The organism is Streptomyces sp. RKAG290, assembly GCF_023701695.1.
GTDB lineage: Bacteria > Actinomycetota > Actinomycetes > Streptomycetales > Streptomycetaceae > Streptomyces.
Map to the genome: position 1 here is coordinate 3,797,724 of NZ_JAJOZC010000001.1, position 22,419 is coordinate 3,820,142.

The 22,419-nt window shown below is 69.2% G+C and carries 14 protein-coding genes and 4 pseudogenes; 12 read left to right on the top strand and 6 right to left on the bottom strand.

What is annotated here, in order from left to right:
* Nucleotides 1-23 precede the first annotated feature (23 nt).
* Nucleotides 24-962, top strand: a complete 939-nt coding sequence (locus tag LNW71_RS16630) for an alpha/beta fold hydrolase (RefSeq protein WP_250968940.1) — start codon at nucleotides 24-26, stop codon at nucleotides 960-962.
* A 172-nt stretch (nucleotides 963-1,134) separates the two neighbouring features.
* Here the strand turns inward: LNW71_RS16630 and LNW71_RS16635 are convergent, their stop codons facing one another.
* Nucleotides 1,135-2,028 (bottom strand): SDR family oxidoreductase, encoded by an 894-nt coding sequence (locus tag LNW71_RS16635; RefSeq protein ID WP_250968941.1) that lies wholly within the window; start codon nucleotides 2,026-2,028, stop codon nucleotides 1,135-1,137.
* A gap of 89 nt (nucleotides 2,029-2,117) precedes the next feature.
* Here LNW71_RS16635 and LNW71_RS16640 point away from each other — a divergent pair, with 89 nt between their 5' ends.
* Both LNW71_RS16640 and metG read left to right on the top strand, forming a co-directional pair.
* Nucleotides 2,118-2,870 (top strand): TetR/AcrR family transcriptional regulator, encoded by a 753-nt coding sequence (locus LNW71_RS16640; protein WP_250968942.1) that lies wholly within the window; start codon nucleotides 2,118-2,120, stop codon nucleotides 2,868-2,870.
* 270 nt (nucleotides 2,871-3,140) lie between these two features.
* Nucleotides 3,141-4,861, top strand: a pseudogene (gene metG, locus LNW71_RS16645) (methionine--tRNA ligase).
* 213 nt (nucleotides 4,862-5,074) lie between these two features.
* Here metG and LNW71_RS16650 read toward each other — a convergent pair.
* The 4 genes and pseudogenes from LNW71_RS16650 to LNW71_RS16665 form a co-directional block, all read right to left on the bottom strand.
* Nucleotides 5,075-5,866 (bottom strand): ABC transporter permease, encoded by a 792-nt coding sequence (locus tag LNW71_RS16650; protein WP_250968943.1) that lies wholly within the window; start codon nucleotides 5,864-5,866, stop codon nucleotides 5,075-5,077.
* A complete protein-coding gene (locus LNW71_RS16655; RefSeq protein WP_250968944.1) occupies nucleotides 5,863-6,870 on the bottom strand; it encodes an ATP-binding cassette domain-containing protein in 1,008 nt (335 codons plus the stop codon). The genes LNW71_RS16650 and LNW71_RS16655 overlap by 4 nt, the downstream gene beginning before the upstream one ends.
* Nucleotides 6,871-7,161: 291 nt before the next feature.
* The gene (locus LNW71_RS16660; RefSeq protein WP_250968945.1) at nucleotides 7,162-8,007 is read right to left on the bottom strand and encodes a DUF4097 family beta strand repeat-containing protein; all 846 of its coding nucleotides are present in this window, start codon (nucleotides 8,005-8,007) and stop codon (nucleotides 7,162-7,164) included.
* Nucleotides 8,008-8,089: 82 nt separating this feature from the next.
* Nucleotides 8,090-8,607 (bottom strand): annotated as a pseudogene (locus LNW71_RS16665) (toxin-antitoxin system HicB family antitoxin).
* Between the two features lie 535 nt (nucleotides 8,608-9,142).
* Between LNW71_RS16665 and LNW71_RS16670 the strand changes: the two are divergent.
* The 8 genes and pseudogenes from LNW71_RS16670 to LNW71_RS16705 all read left to right on the top strand — a co-directional run bounded on the left by LNW71_RS16670 (nucleotide 9,143) and on the right by LNW71_RS16705 (nucleotide 19,472).
* Nucleotides 9,143-9,805 (top strand): HemK2/MTQ2 family protein methyltransferase, encoded by a 663-nt coding sequence (locus LNW71_RS16670; RefSeq protein WP_250972039.1) that lies wholly within the window; start codon nucleotides 9,143-9,145, stop codon nucleotides 9,803-9,805.
* A 16-nt stretch (nucleotides 9,806-9,821) separates the two neighbouring features.
* A pseudogene (locus tag LNW71_RS16675) lies at nucleotides 9,822-9,977 on the top strand (CDGSH iron-sulfur domain-containing protein); the annotation flags it as partial.
* 251 nt (nucleotides 9,978-10,228) lie between these two features.
* On the top strand, nucleotides 10,229-11,251 hold the full coding sequence (locus LNW71_RS16680; protein WP_250972040.1) for an iron-containing redox enzyme family protein: 1,023 nt from the start codon (nucleotides 10,229-10,231) through the stop codon (nucleotides 11,249-11,251).
* Nucleotides 11,252-11,377: 126 nt separating this feature from the next.
* Nucleotides 11,378-11,932: a LemA family protein gene (locus LNW71_RS16685; protein ID WP_250968946.1), complete on the top strand. Its 555-nt coding sequence runs from the start codon at nucleotides 11,378-11,380 to the stop codon at nucleotides 11,930-11,932.
* On the top strand, nucleotides 11,929-13,503 hold the full coding sequence (locus LNW71_RS16690) for a DUF2207 domain-containing protein (protein ID WP_250968947.1): 1,575 nt from the start codon (nucleotides 11,929-11,931) through the stop codon (nucleotides 13,501-13,503). The genes LNW71_RS16685 and LNW71_RS16690 overlap by 4 nt, the downstream gene beginning before the upstream one ends.
* A 771-nt stretch (nucleotides 13,504-14,274) precedes the next feature.
* Nucleotides 14,275-14,643: a hypothetical protein gene (locus LNW71_RS16695; RefSeq protein WP_250968948.1), complete on the top strand. Its 369-nt coding sequence runs from the start codon at nucleotides 14,275-14,277 to the stop codon at nucleotides 14,641-14,643.
* Between the two features lie 485 nt (nucleotides 14,644-15,128).
* A complete protein-coding gene (locus tag LNW71_RS16700; protein WP_250968949.1) occupies nucleotides 15,129-15,578 on the top strand; it encodes a hypothetical protein in 450 nt (149 codons plus the stop codon).
* Between the two features lie 87 nt (nucleotides 15,579-15,665).
* Nucleotides 15,666-19,472: a CHAT domain-containing protein gene (locus LNW71_RS16705; RefSeq protein WP_250968950.1), complete on the top strand. Its 3,807-nt coding sequence runs from the start codon at nucleotides 15,666-15,668 to the stop codon at nucleotides 19,470-19,472.
* A gap of 49 nt (nucleotides 19,473-19,521) precedes the next feature.
* Here the strand turns inward: LNW71_RS16705 and LNW71_RS36155 are convergent.
* Nucleotides 19,522-19,752, bottom strand: a pseudogene (locus LNW71_RS36155) (TIGR02679 domain-containing protein); the annotation flags it as partial.
* A 564-nt stretch (nucleotides 19,753-20,316) separates the two neighbouring features.
* Here LNW71_RS36155 and LNW71_RS16710 point away from each other — a divergent pair.
* Nucleotides 20,317-22,392, top strand: a complete 2,076-nt coding sequence (locus LNW71_RS16710) for a hypothetical protein (protein WP_250968951.1) — start codon at nucleotides 20,317-20,319, stop codon at nucleotides 22,390-22,392.
* Nucleotides 22,393-22,419: the final 27 nt, after the last annotated feature.

Sequence of the window (22,419 nt, forward strand, 5' to 3'; positions counted from 1 at the left end):
GTCGAGAATGGGGTCACCTGGTCATGCCGCACTCACTGCCCTCGCACTCACTGCCCTCCCGCGAGCCCGGGACCACCCTCCCCGAGCCACCGCTGGGGCGCCTGTACGACGCCGGCGGCCGGCGGCTGATGCTGCACCGCTCCGGGACCGGGGGCCCGGCGGTGGTGTTCCTGCCGGGGGCCGGGCAGGTCGGGCTGGACTACCTGAACGTCCACGCCAAGGTCGCGGAGCTGACCACCAGCGTGCTCTACGACCGCGCCGGCACCGGCTGGAGCCAGCGGGCCGAACTGCCCCGCACGGCCGCCGAGGTGGGCGGTGAACTGCACGACCTGCTGCGCGCCGCCGACGTGCCCGGCCCGTACGTACTGGTCGGCCACTCGCTCGGCGGCGCCTACGCACGCCATTTCGCGCAGCGGTTCCCGGGTGAAGTGGCCGCCCTCCTGCTGTTGGACCCCTTCCATGAGGACCTCCACGGCCGTGTTCCCCAGGAGGCGCGGGACAGGCTGGCGCAGTCGCACGGCCAGGAGCCGCCGGACCTGACGGACGAACAGTTCGAGCAGGCGCGCACCCAGGCCGCACCCCTCTTCGCCAAGTGGCCCGAACCGGTGCGGGAGCCGCTCATCGAACACCACCTCAGGACCGCGTGGCGGGCCGGGCTGCGCGAGGACCGCAACCTCTACGACGAGGTCGCCGGCGAACTGCGCGCCGGCGGGGGCCTGCCCGAGGTGCCACTCATCGTGCTCACCGCCCTGGGGCACGACGACACCCAGGCGCATCTGTGGTCCGACGGGGTGCTGCGTGCGATCAACGAGGCCAAGTCCGCGCTGCACGCACAACTGGCGTCCTCGCTGCCCGGTGGCGAACAGCGGATCGTCGGCGACGCCGGACACGGCTGGCTCCACGAGGAGCGCCAGGACGCCGTTCTGCTCGCGATCGGGGACCTCCTGGACCGGGCCGTGTGATGCGTGGGTAGTGGCCGGGGGCCGGGGCCGGGGGCGGGGCCCGGAGGCCCGGAAGTCCGGGGGGTGCGGGGGCGCGGAGGCCCTGCGGCCCGGACGCGTCGGCGCGCGGCCTCCGTTCCGGACTTCGCGCACGGCTGCCCGGAGCGCTCGGCTGCCCGGAGCGTGCGACCGGTCAGCGTCCCTCGGTGCCGGCCGGCTGTTCGCGGTTGCCGGTGAGCTGCTCGCGCAGGACCGTGTCCAGCGAGGTGGGTTCGCGGCCGATGAGGGTGGCCAGTGTCGGGTCGACGGTGGCGAACTCGCCGGCGCGGGCTGCTGCGAAGATGCCGAGCAGCTGGTCCGCCGCCTCGGCGGGGACGCCGTTGCCCACCAACTGCTCGCGGAACTGGGCGTCGGATGCGGTGACCCTCGTGATCGTGCGGCCCGTGACGTCGGCGGCGAGGCCGGCGATGTCGTCGAAGGTGAGCGCCTGCGACGCGGTGAGCGGCGGCGTGGGGCCGTCGAAGCAGCCCTCGTCGGCCAGGACGGCGGCGGCGGCTTCGGCGAGGTCCGCGTGCGTGGTCCAGCTGACCGGACCGTCCGCGGGGAGCACGACCTGGCCGGACTCCAGACCGTGACCGGCGAACTGCAGTCCGCTGGCGGCGTAGAAACCGTTGCGCAGCGAGGTGAAGGGCACGCCGGTGGCGCGCAGCGCTTCCTCGGTGGCGGCGTGGTCGCGGCAGGCCTGGAAGTGCGACGAGGCGGCGGCGCCCATCTGGCTGGTGTAGAGGATGCGCCGGGCACCCGCCGCGACGGCCCCGTCGATCGCGGCTCGGTGCTGCCGCACGCACTCCTCGCCCATCTTGTCGACGGAGACGATGAGCACCTGGGAGGCGCCCTCGAAGGCGTGGGCGAGGCTGTCGGCGTCGGTGAAGCTGCCCTGCCGCACCCGTACGCCCTGGTCGGCGAGGGCCTTCGCCTTCTGCGGGTCGCGGACGCTGACGCCGATCCGCTCCGCCGGCACGCGGGTCAGCAGCCGCTCGACGACCTGACGGCCGAGCTGTCCGGTGGCTCCGGTCACGATGATCATGATGTGCTCCAACGATTGGTTCCAGTGGAATCAAATTCAGCGTAACACTGGTACTAACGTCGGTATCGGCGGCGCGGTACCATCGATACATGTCTCCACGTTCACGCGGTTCCGGCGACGTCTCCGCCGTCGAAACCGACACCGCCGCCGCAGCGACCGGGCGCGAGCAGCCCCGTCAACGGGTCATCGAGGCCGCCATCGATCTGCTGGTGCGCGAGGGGCGCGACGCGGTCACCACCCGCGCGGTCGCGGTCGCGGCAGGGATGCAGCCGCCGGCCATCTACCGGCTGTTCGGCGACAAGAGCGGGCTGCTCGACGCGGTGGCCGAGTACGGCTTCGCCAGGTTTCTCGCGACCAAGCACATCGACCCGGACCCGAAGGACCCCATCGAGGACCTGCGGGACGGCTGGGATCTCGCGGTCGAGTTCGGTCTGGCCAATCCCGCGCTGTACGCGCTGATGTACAGCGAGCCCACGAGGGCCTCGTCGGCCGCTTTCAAGGCAGGCATGGAGGTCCTGATGGGCCGCATGCGCCGCCTCGCCGCCGGTGGCTGGCTCCGCGTGGACGAGGAGCTGGCGGCCGCGCTCATCCATGCCACGGCGCGCGGCGCGGTGCTCACCTGGCTGACCCTGCCCGAGGACCGGCGCGACCCGGCGCTGCTGACCACCATGCGGGAGGCCATGGTCTCCGCCGTGACCAACCAGGAGCCCGCCGTGCAGGAAACGGGCCCGGCCGGCGCCGCCCGTGCCCTGCGCGCCGCGCTGCCCGAACAGACGACGCTCAGCGGCGCGGAACAGCACCTGATGAGGGAGTGGCTGGACCGCCTCGCCGCCGGCGGCTGAGACACCACGCCGGTTCGGCGGGCACCTCCCGGCGACCACACCCCCCCCCGCACGCCCTCGCGGCGCGTGCCGGCGGGCGCCACCCCCCCGCACGGGCTCACGCCACCTCCCGGCGACCACACCCCCCCCGCACGCCCTCGCGGCGCGTGCCGGCCGCCCTCCCCCGGAAGACGGAAAACGGCTCGCCGGGGTGGCACACCGGCGCCATACGATTGCGGTGGCTCACAGATCCGCCCGTCACCGGCGCCGTACGAAATGGAGCATCCAAGGATGGCTCGACACCTGGTAACCAGCGCGCTTCCCTACATCAACGGGATCAAGCACCTGGGCAACATGGTCGGGTCGATGCTTCCGGCGGACGTGTACTCCCGGTACCTCCGCCAGCGCGGCCACGACGTCCTCTACATCTGCGCCACCGACGAGCACGGGACACCGGCCGAACTGGCCGCCAAGGCGGCCGGACTGCCGGTGGCGGAGTTCTGCGCGCAGGCCCACGACGCGCAGAAGGCCGTGTACGACGGTTTCCAGCTGGCCTTCGACCACTTCGGGCGCAGCTCCTCGCAGCAGAACGTCGAGATCACGCAGCACTTCGCGCGGAAACTGCGGGAGAACGGGTTCATCGAGGAGCGGGCGATCCGCCAGGTGTACTCGCCGGTCGACGGCCGTTTCCTGCCGGACCGGTACGTCGAGGGCACCTGCCCGCACTGCGGCTACGACAAGGCCCGCGGTGACCAGTGCGAGAACTGCACCCGCGTACTCGACCCGACCGACCTGCTGAACCCGCGCTCGGCGATCAGCGGCTCCACGGAGCTGGAGGTCCGCGAGACCAAGCACCTGTTCCTGCTCCAGTCGAAGCTCCAGCACGAGGTCGAGGCGTGGGTGGCCCGGAACGAGGACGGCTGGCCGCAGCTGTCCTCGTCCATCGCCCGCAAGTGGCTGACCGAGGGCCTGCACGACCGTGCCATCACCCGCGACCTCGACTGGGGCGTCCCGGTCCCGGCCGACACCTGGCCGGAACTCGCGGCCGAGGGCAAGGTCTTCTACGTCTGGTTCGACGCCCCGATCGAGTACATCGGTGCGACGAAGGAGTGGTCGGACGCGGCCCCGGACGGCGAGCGGCGCGACTGGAAGTCGTGGTGGTACGAGGCCGACGAGACCGTCCGCTACACCCAGTTCATGGCCAAGGACAACGTCCCGTTCCACACGGTGATGTTCCCGGCCACGGAGCTCGGTGTCCGCGAACCGTGGAAGAAGGTCGATGTCGTCAAGGGCTTCAACTGGCTCACGTACTACGGCGGAAAGTTCTCCACCTCCCAGAAGCGGGGCATCTTCACCGACGCCGCGCTGGAGACGCTGCCGGCCGACTACTGGCGCTACTTCCTGATCGCCAACGCCCCCGAGTCCGACGACTCGTCCTTCACCTGGGAGCACTTCGCCACCACGGTCAACAAGGACCTGGCCGACACCCTCGGCAACTTCGTCAACCGCGTGCTGTCCTTCTCCCGCAAGCGGTTCGGGGAGACCGTCCCCGCGGGCACGGCGGCCGGCGAGGCAGAGGCGAAGCTCGGCGAGGAGACCGCGCGGCTGCTGGCCGAGTACGAGCAGCACATGGACGCCCTCCAGTACCGCAAGGCCGGTGCCGCGCTGCGCGCCCTGTGGTCGGCGGGCAACTCCTACCTGGAGGAGAAGGCCCCTGGCTGGAGATCAAGACCGACCCCGAGGGCGCGGCCCTGACGCTGCGCACGGCGATGAACCTCATCCACCTCTACGCGATCGTCTCCGAGCCGTTCATCCCGGCCTCGGCCGCCGCCATGCGCGGTGCCTTCGCTCTGGAGGGCGACACCGCGACGTGGGTGAGCGCGGAACAGGCCAGGTCGCTGGATGCCGTGCCGGCCGGGACAGCCTTCACCGTGCCCCCGGTGCTCTTCGCGAAGATCACCGAGGAGGACCTGGAGTCCTGCCGCGCCCGCTTCGGCGGAGCCGACGCCTGAGGCCGCCCTGCCCCATCGGGTCGGCGAATACGGCGACAGATGAATACGGCGACAGATGAATACGGCGACAGGTGAAGTCGGCGACGGGATGAAGACGGCAACGGGATGCGGCAGCGCGGCGTACTCCGAAGGGCGGCGTACTCCGGCGGTGCCGGGGTGCGCCGCCCTGGGGTGGGACGGGTTGCGGGTCGGTGGCCCGCGTGGTCATGTCGGTTACTTCGGGTCGTTGTTGAACTTGGCGGTCGACCAGAGGTATCCGAGGACGGTGAGGGCGAGGCACCAGGCGATGGCGAGCCATCCGTTGTTGCCGATCTCGGTGCCGAGGAGCAGGCCGCGCAGCGTTTCGATGGCGGGGGTGAAGGGCTGGTACTCGGCGATCGGCTGGAACCAGCCGGGCATCGTGTCCACCGGGGTGAAGGCGCTGGAGAAGAGCGGCAGCAGGATGAGGGGCAGGGCGTTGTTGCTGGCGGCTTCGGCGTTGGGGCTGATGAGGCCCATGCCGACGGCGATCCAGGTGAGCGCCAGGGCGAAGAGGACGAGGAGCCCGAAGGCCGCGAGCCATTCCAGGACGGTGGCGTCGGTGGAGCGGAAGCCGATGGCCACGCCCACTGCCCCGACCAGGACGACGCTGGCGACGGCCTGGAGGACGCTGCCGATGACGTGGCCGACGAGCACGGAACCGCGGTGGATGGCCATGGTGCGGAAGCGGGCGATGATGCCCTCGGTCATGTCGTTGGAGACGGACACCGCGGTGCCGACCGCGGTGCCGCCGATGGTCATCAGCAGGATGCCCGGGACGATGTAGGCGATGTACTCGGAACGATCCGCGCCGCCGCCACCGATGCCCGCGCTCATCACGTCGCCGAAGAGGTAGACGAAGAGCAGCAGCAGCATGATCGGGGTGAGCAGCAGGTTCAGGGTCATGGACGGATAGCGGCGCGCGTGCAGGAGATTGCGGCGCAGCATCGTGGAGGAGTCGCGGGCGGCGAGGGAGAGAACGCTCATCGGACTGTCTCCTGGGACTGGTTCGGGACGGTGGTGTCACTGGTCAGGGCGAAGAACACGTCGTCGAGGTCGGGTGTGTGGACGGTGAGTTCGTCGGCCTCGATGCCTGCGGAGTCGAGCCAGTCGAGGAGGGAGCGCAGTTCGCGCTGGCTGCCGTCGCTGAGGATTTGGAGTGAGAGTGCTTCGTCGTCGGGGGTGGCGTCGGTGAGGGTGTTTGCGGCGTTGCGGTAGGCGGTGGGGTCGGTGAAGCGGAGTCGTACGTGTCCGCCGGGGACGATGCGCTTGAGTTCGTCGGCGGTGCCTTCTGCGGCGATCTTGCCGTTGTTGAGTACGGCGATGCGGTCGGCGAGTTGGTCGGCTTCTTCGAGGTATTGGGTGGTGAGGAGGACGGTGACGCCGGTGGCGACGAGTTCGCGGATGATCTTCCACATGTTGTGGCGGGAGCGGGGGTCGAGACCGGTGGTGGGTTCGTCGAGGAAGATGATTCTGGGGTTGCCGACGAGGGTCATGGCGATGTCGAGGCGGCGTTTCATGCCGCCGGAGTAGGTGGAGGCGGGTTTCTTCGCGGCGTCGGTGAGGTCGAAGCGTTCCAGCAGCTCGGCGGCGATGCGGCGGCCTTCGTTGCGGGTGAGGTGGTGGAGGTCGGCCATGAGGAGCATGTTCTCCTCGCCGGTGATCAGTCCGTCGACGGCGGAGAACTGTCCGGTGACGCCGATCGCGGCCCGTACGGCCTGTGGGTCCGTGGCGAGGTCGTGGCCGCCGACGTGGATCTTTCCGGAGCCGGCGTCGGCGGTGATGAGTGTGGAGAGGATCTTGACGGCGGTGGTCTTGCCGGCGCCGTTCGGACCGAGCAGCGCGAACACGGACCCGGCCGGGATGCGGAGGTCGATCCCGTCGAGGACGACCTTGTCGCCGTAGGACTTGCGCAGGCCGACTGCGAGGACGGCGGCGGGCGGCACCTGGGCATCGCCGTTGCTAGACGTGGACATGACAGACGAAGGCATGCGGCACTCCCGATCGAGGGCTGAAGTGGGTGGACGTGTGGGTGAGGGTGTCGGCTGACGCCGGCTCTCCGCGTCGGAGAGCATGGCGCCCCGTTGCACCGGGGCCAGGGCCCTGAACGACCCGACCGCTTCCGGGGTCAGGCCCGGCGCGACCGCTCTCGGGGCCCGGGTCAGGCCCGGCGTGACCGCTTGTGGGGCCAGGGCTCTGCGCGATCCGACCGCTTCCGCGGTCGGAGCCGAGCGTGACCGCTTCCCGGGGGCAGACCGGGGGCGGCCGGTTTGCTCTGGGGGTCAGGGCTTGGCGCGGCGGACGTCGATGTTGCCCCAGCGAGTCCGGGCGCGGATCTTGACGGTTTCCTCGGTCTCCTCCGGGGCCCCGGACGTGGTGAGCGCGTTGCGCACCTGCCCGCGGTCGGAGCTGACGTCGAGCCAGGCGGCGGTGCCTTCGCGGACGCCGACGTCGATGGCTCCGAAGGAGGTCTCCAACTGGACGGTTCCGCGGGCCACTTCGTCCACGCGCAGGGTGCCGTGGGCGGTGGTGGCGGTGATCGAGTCCTCGGCGCGCCGGATCTCGATGTCGCCGTTGGCGCCCTTCACCCGCAGTTCGCCGGTGGCGGCGCCGACGGTCGTGGTGCCGTGCGAGTTCTTGAGGGTGGCGGGCCCGTCGACGAGGCCGACGCGCAGGCTGCCGGAGCTGGTGGTGATCTCGGCCATGCCCTCGACCCGGTCCACGGTGATCGAGCCGTGCGACGCGGTCAGCTTCAGCGGGCCGGTCGTGTCGAGGCGGACGTCGCCGGACGAGGTCTTCACCCGGACCTCGCCGAGCCGGCCCTCGCCGAGCACCTGGGCCCAGGCGCCGGTCATGTCGACGCCCGAGCCGGTGGGCAGTTCGACCGTCACGTCCACAGTGCCGGTCCGCCCGATGAGGTAGCGCTGCTTGGGTGTCCTCACGGTCAGCGCGCCGTTCGCGTATGTCACCTCGGTCTGGTCGGCCGCCCGTACGTCCTGGTCCTTCTTCGGGTCGCGGGGCCGCACCTCGACGACGGTGTCGGGACGTTCGCCCGCGGTGAACTGGATGGAACCGGCCTCCACGTGCGCGGTGACCGAGATCGGTTCGGGAGTGTCGAAAGAAGGCATGGCTGTCCCGTCCTCTTGGCTCTCTGGGGCGTCCCCGCTGGTGGGACGTGGTGTGGGTGGATGGGTGCGGGCGAGGGTGCGGTCAGCGCACCCAGCCCGTGAAGTTCTGTCCGATGGTCTGGGTCTTCTCCGGCGTACGGGGCCGGGCGCCGCCCTCGACCGAGGCCGACACGGCCCGCACCAACCACGCGTTGACCGACAGTCCCTCGCGGCTCGCGGCCTCCTCGGCGCGGGCCTTGAGGTGGGCCGGCAGGCGGAGGTTGACACGGGCGGTGCCGCCCTCGTCGCTCTCTGCCGGGGCCGGGGCGCCGAGTGGTTCGGGGGTGCGGTGGGCTCGGCGGGGATGACGTCAACGGTGGGCGGCAGGGTCACCACGAAGTCGGGGTCGAGCCCGCGCAGCCGTACGTCGACCGAGCCGGGGGCGAGTTCGCGGGTGATCTCGTCCATCGCGGCGGAGAGCACGTTGAGCATGGTCAGCCGGGTCGCCGACTCCAGCGGAGCGGTGAGCCTGTCTGCCAGCTCACGGGCTTCGTCGCCGCCGGCCTCGGCGGCCACCGCGAGTTCGCGGCGGAGGGTGTCGACATACGGGGTGAGGTCCATGACGCCATAGTGGCATCATAGTGGCTCCGCATGCAACCCTGGAGGTGCCATCCCTGCGGCATGTGGCTATCGCAACCCATTTGACCTGCGCAAACTCGATGACGCCAACTCGAATGATCGTGGCGCCATGCGTGCTCAGGGGTGCTGGCTGGTGCGGAATGGCTCCGGGTGGCACAAGGGTGGCGCCATCTGGCATCAGGTCGCGCCACCAGGCGCCCCTGGTGTGCCAGGTGGTGCCAAGTGACGCCATGTGGCGCGCAAGGTGGCTTCCCGCCTCGGTGGGGTGACGTGGGGGTGACGTGTGGGGCAGGTGCGGCCGGGTACTAGCTCAGCGGTTCAGTTCACCTGCAAAAGTGCACAACGCCGACTTCGGAACAAATGAGGGCAACGCCGCTGCGATGGTGGCATGCCGCCAAGGAACAGAAGGCCAATGCAGAAGTGGCAGTACGGTCCCGGCTGGGCGAATCTGGAAGAACGCGAGCCATCCGACGGAGGCGCCGTGGTCACGACTGAGGAAACAACGCGCACCAGCGCGATGCCACTGCACGGCAAGGTTCTGCGGCTTCCGGGCGTGTACGGCCCGCAGGCCGACAGCTCCTTCCTCGCATCCGCGATGCGGCGTGACCTCGTCGCTCCAGGAGTGGATCTGCTGGACCTCTGCACCGGCAGTGGCGTCCTGGCTCTGCACGCCGCCAGGCTCGGGGCGCGGGTGACCGCGGTGGACATCAGCCGACGGGCGGTGGCATCGGCCAGGCTGAACGCCGCCCTTGCGCGCCTGCCCGTCTCCGTACACCGTGGCGATCTGCTGTCGGCCCTGCCGGGCCGGTCGTTCGACGTGCTGGTCAGCAACCCGCCGTACGTACCTGCGCCGAGCCTCTCACTGCCGCGACGCGGTGCGCGCCGGGCCTGGGACGCCGGGCTCGACGGCCGGATCCTCATCGACCGGATCTGTGACGCCGCTCCCGTCGCGCTCCGGCCCGGGGGGCTGATGCTGATGGTCCACTCGGGTTTCAGCTGCCCCGAGGAGACCGTGCGCCGGCTCGGTCGCCTCGGGCTGGACGCTGCGATCAGCGACCGTATGACCCTCCCTTTCGGTCCGGTGATGCGTGGCCGGTTGTCCTGGCTGCGTGAACGCGGCCTGGTACCGGCGGACATGAGCCGGGAGGAGCTGGTGGTGATCCGTGCCCGGAAGGACTGAGAAGCCGCGCCGAGTAATGGTGGAGCGCGACGGCCCGATGCTTGTGGAAGGGCCGGTCGAAGTGACCACTCCCGACGGGGAGGTAGTGGTCTCCGACCGGTTCGTCGTCGCGATCTGCACCTGTCGCCGCAGCCGCACGTACCCCTGGTGCGACACCAGTCACCGCCGCCGGGAACCCGCGCCGGGTTCCGCTGCGGAGGACGACGCCGACCGGCCGGCCGGAGCGCGGAGCGGCGAAGCCGGGAGGACCACCGCGCACAGCACCGGCGGCACCGGTGGCACCGATGCCACCGACGGCACTGATGCCACCGACGGCACTGATGCCACCGACGGCACCAACGGCACCGATGGAATGGACGTCGCAACAGTGAAGGACAGCGGATCGTGACCACGTCGACGGCTGAAGCCCCCCGCCGCACCGCCATGTCTCCCGGCCTCCCGCATGCACGGGGAGTCCTCTCCGGGAGTCTCCTTTCCGTACTGAGCGGCCGGCGGACGGCCCTGCCCTCCGACGAGGAGATCCACCGGGCCGACCCCTACGGCGACGATCTCCAGCTCCTTCTGTACGCCCTCTACGAACTCCACTACCGCGGCTTCGAGGGAACGGACGAGGAACTGGAGTGGAATCCGGACCTGTTGCGGGTGCGCGCCGCGGCGGAGGCCACGTTCCTGCGGGCGTTGCGCGACGGCACCTCAGGGGGTGACGACGTACAGGGGGCAGTGGACGCGATGCTGGTGGAACCCGTCGGGGACGACGGACACAGCGTGAGCCACTACCTGCAGCGCGAGGGCGAGCTGTGGCAGTTGCGCGAGTACGCGGCGCTGCGCTCGCTCTACCACCTCAAGGAAGCGGACCCGCACCTGTGGGTCGTGCCACGGCTCAGGGGACGGGCGAAGGCGGCCATGGTGGCCATCGAGTTCGACGAGTTCGGCGCCGGCCGGGCCGAGAACATCCATGCGCAGCTGTTCGCCGACCTGATGGCGGACCTCGGGCTGGACACGGCATACGGGACCTACCTCGACGCAGCCCCCGCCGAGGCCCTGGCCACGGTGAACCTGATGTCCCTGTTCGGACTCCACCGGTCCCTGCGCGGGGCGCTCGTCGGGCAGTTCACCGCCGTGGAGGTGACGTCCTCCCCGGGCTCGCGAAGGATGGCCAACGCCCTGCGCCGCGCAGGGGCCGGCCCGGCGGCTCAGCGGTTCTACGACGAGCACGTGGAAGCCGACGCGGTCCACGAACAGGTCGTCCGTCGTGAAGTGGTCGCCGGGCTGCTGGAGGACGAACCCCAGCTCGCGCCGGACCTCGTGCTGGGCATCGAGGCGACCGCACATCTCGAGGACCGCCTCGCCGCCCACCTCCTCGCCTCCTGGCGCGACGGGCGCACCGCACTGCGGGCGCCGACCGGCGACACGGCACCGCACGAAACGCCCCTCCCGGGACGTTGACGGAGGCCCGGGCAGTTGGCGGACCGACGCCGCGCCACGATCACGGGTGACCGAATATGATCACGTCGATCGGCCAGGGGGGCGGATCTTTTCAGGGCCTCTGGGGGCGACGCCGTGGGTGTCATTGTGGGTGCAATTGTTGCGGTATTCGTAGTCGTGGCCGGGTGGTGGGTCGTACGGACCTACAACCGGCTCGTTCGGCTGCGGAATCAGACGCAGGCGTCATGGGCGCAGATAGATGTGCAGTTGAAGCGGCGGCATGAGCTGATACCGAATCTCGTCGAGGGGGCGCGCGGCTACGCCGCTCACGAGCGCGGCACCTTCGAAGCGGTCACGGCCGCGCGCGGGGCGGCGGCGAGCGGCGGGCTCGGCGTGACGGACCAGGCGGCCGCCGAGGACGCGCTCACCGCGACGCTGGGGAGGCTGTTCGCGCTCGGGGAGAGCTATCCGGAGCTCAAGGCGGATCAGCACTTCAGCACGTTGCAGGCCGAGTTGAGGTCGGCGGAGGACAAGATCGCGTACGCGCGGCAGTTCTACAACAGCGCAGTGCAGAGCTACCACACCGCCCTTGAGAGCTTCCCGGGGAACGTCGTGGCGGGGCTGGGCGGCGCGCACGGGCGGCGGGAGTACTTCGAGGCCGAAGCCGTGGCGCAGGATGTCGTCCAGGTGAGGTTCGCGTGACGCACATCGAACAGCTCTACTGGGGCGGCGCAGGCCTGATCGTGCTCTGGCTCGTCGTCTTCGGGCTCGCGCTGGTCGCCACCCGGAACGGCGTGGTCAGGCCGGGTCCCGCGACCCAGGAGTTCGGCCCCGACCCCGAACCGCCGGCCGTGGTCAGCCTGCTCGGCAACGGCTGGCGCGGCGTGGAGTACGCCGCAGCGGCCACCCTGCTGGACCTCGCGGCCCGCGGGCTCGTCGAGGTGCGGCAGCCGGGCGACGACCCGGTCCGCAGCACCGTTCACCTCACCGCGGCCGGCCGGGCGGCGCCCGGGCTGATGCCGTACGAGCAGCGGGTACTGGACCGTGTCACCGCCCGCACGGTGGAGGGCGGCGCGCCCATCGGGGCGATCGCCTTCCGTGAGGAGAAGCGTGCCGCCGCCTGGAACGCGAAGTTGCGCCAGGAGATCATTGCCGACGCCCGGGTGCGCGGCCTGTCCCGCTACCGGTTCGCACCGTTGCTCGGCAGTGCTCTGCTGATCGGTGCCTTCGTGCCCGGTGCGCTGTTCACCGTGGCCGCGGTCATGGGTGGGCACAACCTGCGCGCCGCGCTCGCTGTCGGTGCGGCCCCGGGTGTCGCACTGGTCTTCCTGCTCGGCAAGACGCTGGGCGAGCGGGCGACGCCGAAGGGCCTTGAGCGCGCCGGACACTGGGCCGGACTGCGGAACTGGCTCACAGCGCACGAGGACTTCGCCCAGCTGCCGCCCGCAGCCGTGACGGTCTGGGACCGCTATCTCGCGTACGGGACCGCGCTCGGCGTCACCAGCCTGACCGGCCGGCTCCTCGGCTTCGACTCCGGCGACCGGCGACGCGTCTGGTCCTCGTACGGAGGGACCTGGCGCGCGGTACGGATCCGCTACCCGCGAATGCGCCCCGGCTTCGGCGGCTCGGCGGGCCGGCTCCTGCAGCTGGCGACCGCGGCGGGCGTGGTCGCGGCGGCCCTCTGCGCTTTCGCGGTGCTGCGGCAGCCCGACTGGTCGGCCACGGTCGAGGCGCACAGCGACGGCTCGTGGCGCCAGCCAGGCCTGGTGCTGAGCGCGGGCTGGGTGGGCAGTCTGCTGCTCGGGCTCGTGGTGGCCGGCAAGATCAGTCGTTGGACGCTGCTCCTGGTGTTCCTGGCGATGATGCCCGGTAACTTCGCGCGGAGCAGCGACAACTGGTTCACCGACGCGGCGGCCCACGAGGGGCCGCTGTCCGGCGAGTTGGCGGCCGTCGTGATCTTCGGCGCGCTGGCCACGTACCTCCTGGTACTCGCCTGCCTGGAGCGCCGTGAGCCCGACACGATCACCGGTGAGGTGCTGCGGATGGAGTCGCGCAAGGGCAAGGGGGCGGCCCGTTTCCTGGCCCTGGACGAGGGAAACACGGACCTGACCACCGCCTGGGCGCTGCCGGCGGCCTCGCAGGGCATCGCGACCGGCGCCCAGGTGCGGCTGAGGGTTTCGCGGGGCACCCGCACCATCCGCTCCGCGGAGCTGGTGAGGGCCGCGATGCCGGAAGGCGACCGGCCGAAGGCGCCCGAGCAGGCCGCCTCTTAAGGAGGAAGACGCTCCGGGGCGCCTCCGCGATGAGGCGCTCCGGAGCGTCTGCGTAGTCGCTCACCGAGGCCAGGTCCAAGCTGGGCAGCCGGACTACCGCGAGGCGCGGTGGATAACGCTCCGAGTTCCGACCGTCACCGGATGGCTTCAGGTGCCCGGTGCGTTCCTCGCACAACGCCTGGCAGTTCTCATCGGAGGAAACGGCGGGTCGACCGGAAGATGCCGAGGACCTCCGACCAGGTTCTCCCAAGCGAGCTCCGAAAATGCAGCAAGGGCCTGATCCTCAGAGAGGATCAGGCCCTTGGCCTGGTGTTTCAGCTGTCGGGGTGGCGGGATTTGAACCCACGACCTCTTCGTCCCGAATGAGGGTCGGTTACTGATCTTGCCAGCGTGGATGCCGTTTGCCCTGGTCAGAGGGTCGGGTTGGCGGGGTCTCGGGTGGTCTCGAAGGGGCTAGGGGAGCGGGTTGGCTCCCAGATGGCTCCCAGCGGGACCTCAGTCAGAGTCGCTGCTCGGACAGGCGAACTTGCATGAGGTGCGCGGTGTAACCGCTGCGTGGCAGTTGGTGCGCCGTCCGCCCGCAGACCGATCGGGCAGAGCAGATCGGCTGAACCGCCCTTTCAGGGACCTCGACGCCTTCGTAGCTCTGCCCGAGGCAGTTTGGCGAACCCGGGCGTGCACCTTCACATCTGGAGCAAGAATGGCTGCCTGGTGGATCAAGAAGGATAGGGGGCGGGGTTCTGCATGACGAGCCAGGCGGAAGTAGGCGGCATGAGGATCGCCAAGGCGCTGTCGTACGTGTGTGGTCATCGGGACGAACTCGCTGCGCTGCTCGATGAGGACGACGCTGCCTTGCGCGCTGTCGGAGCCGTAGTCGGTGGTCCGGCCGCGGACAACGTCTCGCTCACCGCCCTTCTGGACGCTCTGCACGCAGCAGTTCGACGCGCAGGCGACCCGTCGGGGGTCTACGGCGCGACGGGCCGCGGTGTGATGCCAGCCGGTGTCGCTGATGTGGACGTCGTGTACCGGTGCCCCTTGCAGTTGTGCATCGGCCGATCCACTCATGAGGTGGACGACGACTTGCCACGCTGCCAGTTCGCCTCCGCCGAGACGGCGCTGATCCGGGAGAGGCTTCCGTAGTGGGAGGGCTTCTCAGCGAACTCAGCAAGAAGCTGGCTGAACGGTGGCTGACCCTTCTCGTACTGCCAGGCGCGCTCTACTTGGCGATCGCCGCAGCTGGGCACACCCTTGGGCAGAGCGCTGCGTTGGACGTGGGGCGGCTCACTCACGCGATCTCGGACGCGGCCCGGGCTCCCCAAGTAACCACGATAGGGGGTCAGGTTGTGCTGCTTGCTGCCATCCTGGCCGGTGCGGCCGTCACTGGTCTGGCCGCCCAGTCCCTCGGCTCCTGTGTTGAGCGCGCCGCCTTGGCCGCCGGCTGGGGAGCATGGCCCTGGCCGTTCGGTGAGTTGGCCGAGCGTCACGTGGCACACCGACAGCGTCGTTGGGACGCGGCTCGGGCTGAGTACGAAGCCCTACGGCTTCTGGAACTCGCTCCACGACCAGGCGACCGCCCCGGGCCCCGAGAGCGTCACCGCGCGGCCCACAGGCGCGAACGGATCGCCGTGGAACGGCCCGAACGGCCGAGCTGGAGTGGTGATCGGATCCACGCCGCCGCGGTCCGGCTGGACCGAGACGCACACATCAATCTCCTCGTCCTCTGGCCACACCTCTGGCTCGTGCTGCCAGAAGAGATACGCGGCGAGATCGGCAGGGCCCGCGCCGCGTTGGCGCGAGCGGCCGTCCTTGGGGGATGGGCCCTGCTCTATCTGGCTCTGGCCTGGTGGTGGTGGCCCGCGGTGCCGCTCGCCGCCACCTTGGTGGTCATTTCGGCACGTCGCCTCCGTGCTGCGTCGGACACCTACGCCACGTTGCTGGAGGCATCCGTGCGCCTTCACCTGACGGACCTGGCCGACAAGCTGCGGATCGAGGAACAGCCGATGGGCCCTCCGCTCGGTGGCGCGGTCATGCGAAGGCTGAGCAGCCCAGCGCCTGCGACGGAACCGGCTTCGTGAGCTGCGTGAGATTCGGAGGCTCTCCTCGGCAGACCTGAACAGTGCAGCAATCAGACCTACCGGACATCACGAGTGACAGGGCGGTTCATGCAGGGGCGTGAGCAAGACTTCGCAAGGGAACGCGAACTGGAGAAACGGATCGCCGTCGTGGGTCTACGCCTGGACCGTTTGGCCCGCGAACAGGACCCTGGCGTGGTGCTGGAGCCGGAAGCAGTGGTTGAGGCTCGCCAACTTGCCGCGATACTCCGAAACGTCGAGGCCGACCTGGACGGTCATCATGCCCTCGGTTGGTTGCACACCTTCAGGTACAAGGCACTTCCCGAAGGGGCTGGGCAGTGGGACAGAGACGAGGCCGTCGCAAAGTTTGCGCCCTGCTTCGTGTTCGGCGCCGATGAGGAGGATCTGCCGGAGGAACTGCTTCCAGATGTGGCCCAGCAGGCGCTTGGCTTTGTCTGGAGAGTTCAGCAAGGGATGAACGCCTCGCCGAGCCCGGCCCTGCGCGCAAGAGTGACCGATCTCCTGCGACGCATCGCGGCTGCTCTTCCCCGTGGTGAAAGCGAGTACGCGGAAACGTTGTCCGATCTTGCTGTCATTCTGAAATCACACTTCGATGCGGGTGGTGAACCAGAGGATCTGGACGCGGCGATCGACGCCGCCCGGGGCGCGGTGGCGGGCACGGCAACAGGGCACCCGAACAAGCCGGTCATGCTGTCCAACCTGTCAGGTGTGCTGATGGAGCGCTTCACCCATACGGCTGAGGCAGCGGACCTGGACGATGCGATCGAGACCGCCCGATTGGCAGTCCAAGCTGCCGAGGGCTCTCCCGCCCACCGGCCCGGCGGACTCAACAACCTAGGCACCGCGCTACAGACCAGGTTCACCGAGAGAGGCATCCTGTCGGACCTGGACGCGGCGATCGAAGCCTTTCAGGAAGCGTCAGACCTCTGTACCGAGGACGACGAGAACGCAGGAGTTCTTCACAATCTGGGGACCGCCTGGCATGGCCGATATGAAAACACCGGCGTGCTGGCGGATCTGGACAACGCGATTGAGTGCTGCCAGGCTGCAGTCGAGGCTGCCTCCGAGGAACATCCTGGGCGTCCCATGTTCCTGTCTGGGCTCGGCCGCATCGCGCTCACGCGATTCGAGCGTACCGGGGAAGCAGCCCATTTGGACCGATCCGTCAACGCGTTCCGAGAGGCTCTGGAGATGCTCCCGCCGGGGCACCGGGCTCGTGGGCTTCGTCTCTCTGGCCTCGGACAAGCTCTCCTAGCGCGATACCGCCTCGGCGGCGACAGATCCGACCTCGATGCGGCGATCGAAATGAACCGCGCTGCCTCCCGAGAAATCGCCCCGCAACAGATCGAGTTCAACGCGGTTCTCAACAACCTGGCCACCTCTCTCTGGCAGCGGTTCGAACGCACTGGTCATATGGCCGACCTGGACGAGGCGATCAGCGCGAGTCGCGCTTCTGCGCAGGCCACCGCGGACAGTCACGTCGACCGGCCGACCCGTCTGTCCAACGTTGGTCTGATGCTGTGGACTCGGTTCAAGCGCACCGGGGCGTCGTCGGACCTGGATGCCGCGGTCGAGTTTGCACACGGAGCTGTGAAGACGGCACCTCGTGCACACTCCGCCTTGGCGGCGATGCTGTCCAATCTCGGGGCGGTGTTGTTGCAACGCTACGAACGGAACAGGGACCTTCAAGACCTCGACGAGGTGATCCGAGGGAACCGCGAGGTCCTCAGGATTGTGGATGCAAGCAGCCCTGATCGCCCTCGTTTCCTCGCGAATCTGTGCACCGCCCTGCATGCCCGCTTCCAGCGCACTGGAAGCTTTGAGGACCTGGACGGCGCGGTCGTGGCGGGACGCGATGCGACCGCCACTGTCCCGTCCCACCACCCTGAGCGTCCGAAGTACTTGTCCTTGCTGGGAGGTGTGCTGACCGGCAGGTTCGAGAAGACCGGATCTGTAGCGGACCTGGATCAGGCGGTGGGTGCGTGCCAGGCCGCGCTCGACATCTCGCCCGCGGAACATCCAGAGCGCGCCGACTACCTGTTCCAGCTCGGGACGGCCCTGCATCGCCGGTATCAGCTGACTCACTCACCACACGACTTTGATCTGGCCCTGGCTGCCCACGTGGAAGGTGCGCGAGCCGACGGGTCCAGGCCCTCGATTCGGATTCGGGCCGCTCAGGCAGCGGCCTCAATGACCGGAGGCCCAGATCCTGATCTCGCAGCCGAGCTCCTGGCCGGTGCCGTACGCCTGCTGCCCGAAGTGGCAGACCGCCGGCTGAGCCGTGGTGACCAGCAGCACGCCATGGGCAAGTCGTCCGGGCTGGCCGGAGACGCCGCGGCACTGGCTCTTGATTCTCACGAAGGCACACCCGCCGATCGAGCAGTGCGGGCACTGCAGTTGATCGAGGTCGGCCGCGGCGTCCTCCACAGCCAGGCGCTGGACATGCGGAGCGACCTCGCAGAACTTCGTGAGCGTCATCCCGACCTGGCCAATCGCGTCGAGGTGCTGCGGGACGAGCTCGACCGGCCGATGGATATGGATATGGCCTCTCCCACGAAGCCCGGTGGGGAAGTTAGCGCGGCCGTACGTGCGGTCGATGCTGAGGAGCAACGACGCAGCCGCGCCGACCAACTTCAGGCCACGCTGGACAACATCCGAACGCAGGACGGGTTCGCCAGTTTCGCTCGTCCCCCCGCCGTCACCGAGCTTCTAGCACAAGCCAACTCCGGCCCAGTGGTGAGCTTCAACGTCAGCCACTACCGCAGCGACGCACTGCTGTTGACGTCCGATGGAATCGAGTCCCTGAACCTGCCCGGCCTCACGTACGACCTCGTCATCGACCAGATACAGACCTTCCACAGGGCCCTGGAAACTGTTGCGGATCCGCACACGACGCCCCTCGCTCGGAAAGAGGCGCAAGCGACGCTTCACGCTGTCTTGGAGTGGCTGTGGGACGCGGCGGCCGAACCGGTTCTGCGTAGCCTTGGTTTTACTCGTGAGCCCACTCCTAGACAGTCGTGGCCCCGCGTCTGGTGGGCGCCTGGCGGGCTTCTCTCACTGCTACCCCTGCATGCTGCAGGCCATCACTCCGAGCCGCCCCGGGCGGGCTTGCGAGACAGGGAACCGCGGACGGTCATGGACCGCGTCGTCTCCTCGTACACCACCACGATTCGCGCACTGCACCACGCACGCCGTCATCGAGCCTCCGCGCCGTCTGTGAGCCGGGCATTGATTGTGGCCATGCCCACAACTCCGGGCGTCCAAGGCCGCCTGGACCACGTCTCGGAAGAAGCTGCAATGCTGTGCGGCCTGCTGCCCGAGCCGACGCTGCTCACGGAGCCGGACACAGAGGCTGAGGGCATGACCGCCCCCGGTCCGGAGACACGACCGACCAAGGCGCGGGTCCTGAAGTCTCTCTCCGATTGCGGGATCGTTCATTTCGCATGCCACGGTGCCCACGACTCCGACGATCCGTCCCAAAGTCTGTTGCTTCTGCACGACCACGAACGCGATCCGCTCACGGTGGCGAGCCTCGCAGAAGTGAGGACGGACTCGGCCCAACTGGCCTACCTGTCAGCGTGCCGAACAGCGTTCATGGAATCCGTGGAGCTGATCGATGAGGCCATCCACCTCACATCGGCCTTTCAGCTTGCCGGTTTTCCCCACGTCGTTGGCACCCTCTGGGAGATAAACGACGAGGTGGCCTCACATATGGCAGCCGATTTCTATGCTGAGCTCGGCGGGGGCACCGACCAGCATGGTGGCCTCGACACAGATGCAGCTGCCCGTGCTCTGCACCACACCGTGTGTAAGGTCCGAAATCGATATCCAAGGTCCCCCTACCTCTGGGCGGCCCACCTGCACGCCGGGATCTGAAAGTCGGCGGTGCCGCAGCTGCCGAGCTGTGGCACCGACACCGACATGTTCAAGGTGGGGTGCCGCTCGCACCTTGGCTATGCCTGACGCGAGTACGCGGCGTCAGGTGGGTCTCGGCATGATGGGCGGACCACTCTCGCAGTGACCTCGTACACCAACCCTCGCCGACGGGGCGTAGGCCATAGATCAGCACCGTGCTGGAGAACTCGTCCGGTGTGACGGAGACCAGCCGCCACAATGCGCGTCGGCCGGCCGCGTTGCCGGGGGTATCAGTTGTTCGAGCAGAGTTGAGGCCGCAGAAGTCCTGCCTGGGGCACGGGTCTCACGCTGGACGCGATCAACCTGCTGCGGGTGCGCCATCGCGACGGCGTTCGCAAGCGCCGACTCATTGCCCCTGATGTTGCCGTGCCACCACCCCTTCAGACCACCTGGCACGTGGCCGACGCCTGTGGCGTCGCTCAAGGGGGTCTCGGGTCGGCGCGTAGGGCTGCGGTGACCCGGGTGCGGAACCCGTGGGCCCAGAGGTCTTGGTCCACGGGTTCCCGGGACGTGCACCGTCGACGAGTGAGAACGTGCGGGGGTGGATGGCTTCGCACGGATGGGGGCGTCCTTTGGGAGCCGATAGCATTGGGATATCTCGATAACCCCTGTTATCGAGGGTCAATAGCAGTCAATCTGAAGAGCGCCCGTAGCGTTCGGCTCGGAGGCGCAGGAGGCAGCAGCGCCCGCCGACGGGGCAGCCAGATGCACTGCGACAAGATCGTGAAGGAGGGACGCCGTGGCTCACCAGCCGGTTTCAGTAGCTGGTTCATCGCAACCGTTCGCGGCTGTGCCCCACGTCTCGATGTCCGAGATCGCGGTGCTTGCGCGAGTGAAGCGTCCTGTGGTCTCGACTTGGCGTCGGCGGCATATGGACTTCCCGGCAGCAGTCGCGGGGAGTGCAGACAGGCCCCTTTTCGATGGCGGACAAGTGGTGGGATGGCTGATCTCCTCGGGTCTAGGAAACACCGACCCCGCAGAGCTCCGTTCTGAGGTCGCCCTCTTCGGCATCGTGGCGCTGAAGCACGAATTCAGTGCGTGGCAGCTCATCGAGGTTCTGGGGAGTCTGTTGTGCCTGCGTAAGCTCGACGGCCGTCCGCTGGCCAGCCCCGACACCGCCGCTTCCGTCAGCGATCACACTCTGTGGGCTGCAGTGATGCACCGGGCAGAGCGGATGGACGCCGAGGACGAGCTCGTCCTGCGCGAGCTGCGCGCCGCCGATGCCGCATACATCCCGCTCGTTCGCCTCGCAGAGGACCTGGTCGAGGCCGCATACGACGAGCGCGGCGCGTACGAATGGCTGCTTGCCTCCCGGTCCCGCCTCGGCCTGGACGCCCTCACTGCCGATGCGGTGGCACCCGAGTTCCGGAACCTAGTCATCCAGCTCGCGGATCTTCCCGCCCGGCTGGAGAGCACCGGCTCAGTTACCCTCGCCGACCCGCACGCCCGCGCCGGCGACCTGCTTGCCGCGCTTCTGGGTGAGGCCGAGGACTGCGAGCACATCACCGCCCTTGCTGCCGACCCCGACGGACGGCTGGCCCGTATCGTCCGACGCCGACTCCTGCTCGCGGGCGTCGACGAGCTCGCACTTGACGTACAGACTGGCCCCGACCTGGAAGAACGCCTCGCCGACCCGGACCTCGTCGTTACCCAGCTCCCTTACCTTCCCGGCGAAAGCCGCTCGGTGCTCGCTGCCCTGGAAGGCATCGAGCGCATCGCCGACCTTCTTGGCCTCGGCTCCACGGCGCTGATCCTGGGCCCCGCCGACGCCCTCGTCGACGCGCTCAAGGGCACGGAGGTATCCCGGCTGCGGTCGGAGCTCCTGCGCAGCAACATTGTCGAGGCCGTCATCTCCCTTCCCGGCGGTGTGCTGCCCTTCCGCCCTGGTTACCGCCCGGCTCTGTGGATCCTCACCCGCGGCCAGGTCCCGGCGACGGAAGGGAAGGTCTTACTCGCCGACATCAGCGCCCACCCTCTCACCGAGGACGTGCGCACCCGGTTGGCTGAGGACGTGCTCCTCTGGCGCGCCGAAGGCTTCCGCGCCCTCGACGGCCATGACCCCCGTTACGGCCGCGCGGCGGACGTCGCGGCCCTGGACCGCGCTTTCGGCGGTCCGCTGACACCGCCCGCCCCGCCTGCCTCGGCGATGCTGTCCCACACGGTCAGAGAGCGTCCCGCGCTCATCGCCGAAGCGGAAACGCGATTGGGGCGTGCAGCGGAGGCGGGCCGGTCGTACGAGGACGAGCACGGGCCCTACCGCGGTGGCATCCTCCAGAGAGTCGGGCGCCTGCCTCGGCGGACCACCCTCGGTGCGCTGATAGCCGGAGGCCGGGTGACCAGGCTCAAGGGCCACCGTCTCGCCGACGACCACCTGACGGGCGATGGCCACCACACTGTGCTCGGCTCGGACGAGATCACCGGACACGCTCCGGTGGGCGCGCGGCTCATGGACCGGCTGATCCTGGCCGCCTCGTATGACTGCGTCGCGCTCACCGAGCCGGGGGACATCGTCTACACGCTGACCCCTCGGCTCGGCCTGTACGTCGACGACAAGGGGTTCAGCGTCGTCGCCTTCCCGGCCCGCATCCTGCGTGTCAACCGAGACGCCCAACACCCGCTGACCCCGCGCGTCCTGGCCGCCCTCCTGGGGGCAGCCCGCGATACGGGCCGCAGCCCCAGTGCCGTACGCGCCGCCCGTCGCATCGAGGACTACCAGCTGCCCGACCTCGAACCCGATGACGTTCGGTGTTTTGACGCGTTGCTGGCGGAGACTGAGCGCCGGGAGGCGCTGCTGCGCGCCCAGGCCGACGCACTGGCCGAGGCCCGTCGACTGACGATCGCCGGCCTCGCGGACGGCACACTCCGTGTAGGCCCAACCTGACCAATCATCGTACGTAGCAGACCCAGT

Coding starts and splice junctions, on each gene's coding strand:
- LNW71_RS16660 (WP_250968945.1), bottom strand. CDS start 8,007: ATGCCTTCTTTCGACACTCCCGAACCGATCTCGGTCACCGCGCACGTG.
- LNW71_RS16635 (WP_250968941.1), bottom strand. CDS start 2,028: ATGATCATCGTGACCGGAGCCACCGGACAGCTCGGCCGTCAGGTCGTC.
- LNW71_RS16680 (WP_250972040.1), top strand. CDS start 10,229: ATGTCTCCCGGCCTCCCGCATGCACGGGGAGTCCTCTCCGGGAGTCTC.
- LNW71_RS16630 (WP_250968940.1), top strand. CDS start 24: ATGCCGCACTCACTGCCCTCGCACTCACTGCCCTCCCGCGAGCCCGGG.
- LNW71_RS16710 (WP_250968951.1), top strand. CDS start 20,317: ATGTCCGAGATCGCGGTGCTTGCGCGAGTGAAGCGTCCTGTGGTCTCG.
- LNW71_RS16695 (WP_250968948.1), top strand. CDS start 14,275: ATGAGGATCGCCAAGGCGCTGTCGTACGTGTGTGGTCATCGGGACGAA.
- LNW71_RS16640 (WP_250968942.1), top strand. CDS start 2,118: ATGTCTCCACGTTCACGCGGTTCCGGCGACGTCTCCGCCGTCGAAACC.
- LNW71_RS16705 (WP_250968950.1), top strand. CDS start 15,666: ATGCAGGGGCGTGAGCAAGACTTCGCAAGGGAACGCGAACTGGAGAAA.
- LNW71_RS16650 (WP_250968943.1), bottom strand. CDS start 5,866: ATGAGCGTTCTCTCCCTCGCCGCCCGCGACTCCTCCACGATGCTGCGC.
- LNW71_RS16655 (WP_250968944.1), bottom strand. CDS start 6,870: ATGCCTTCGTCTGTCATGTCCACGTCTAGCAACGGCGATGCCCAGGTG.
- LNW71_RS16670 (WP_250972039.1), top strand. CDS start 9,143: ATGCCACTGCACGGCAAGGTTCTGCGGCTTCCGGGCGTGTACGGCCCG.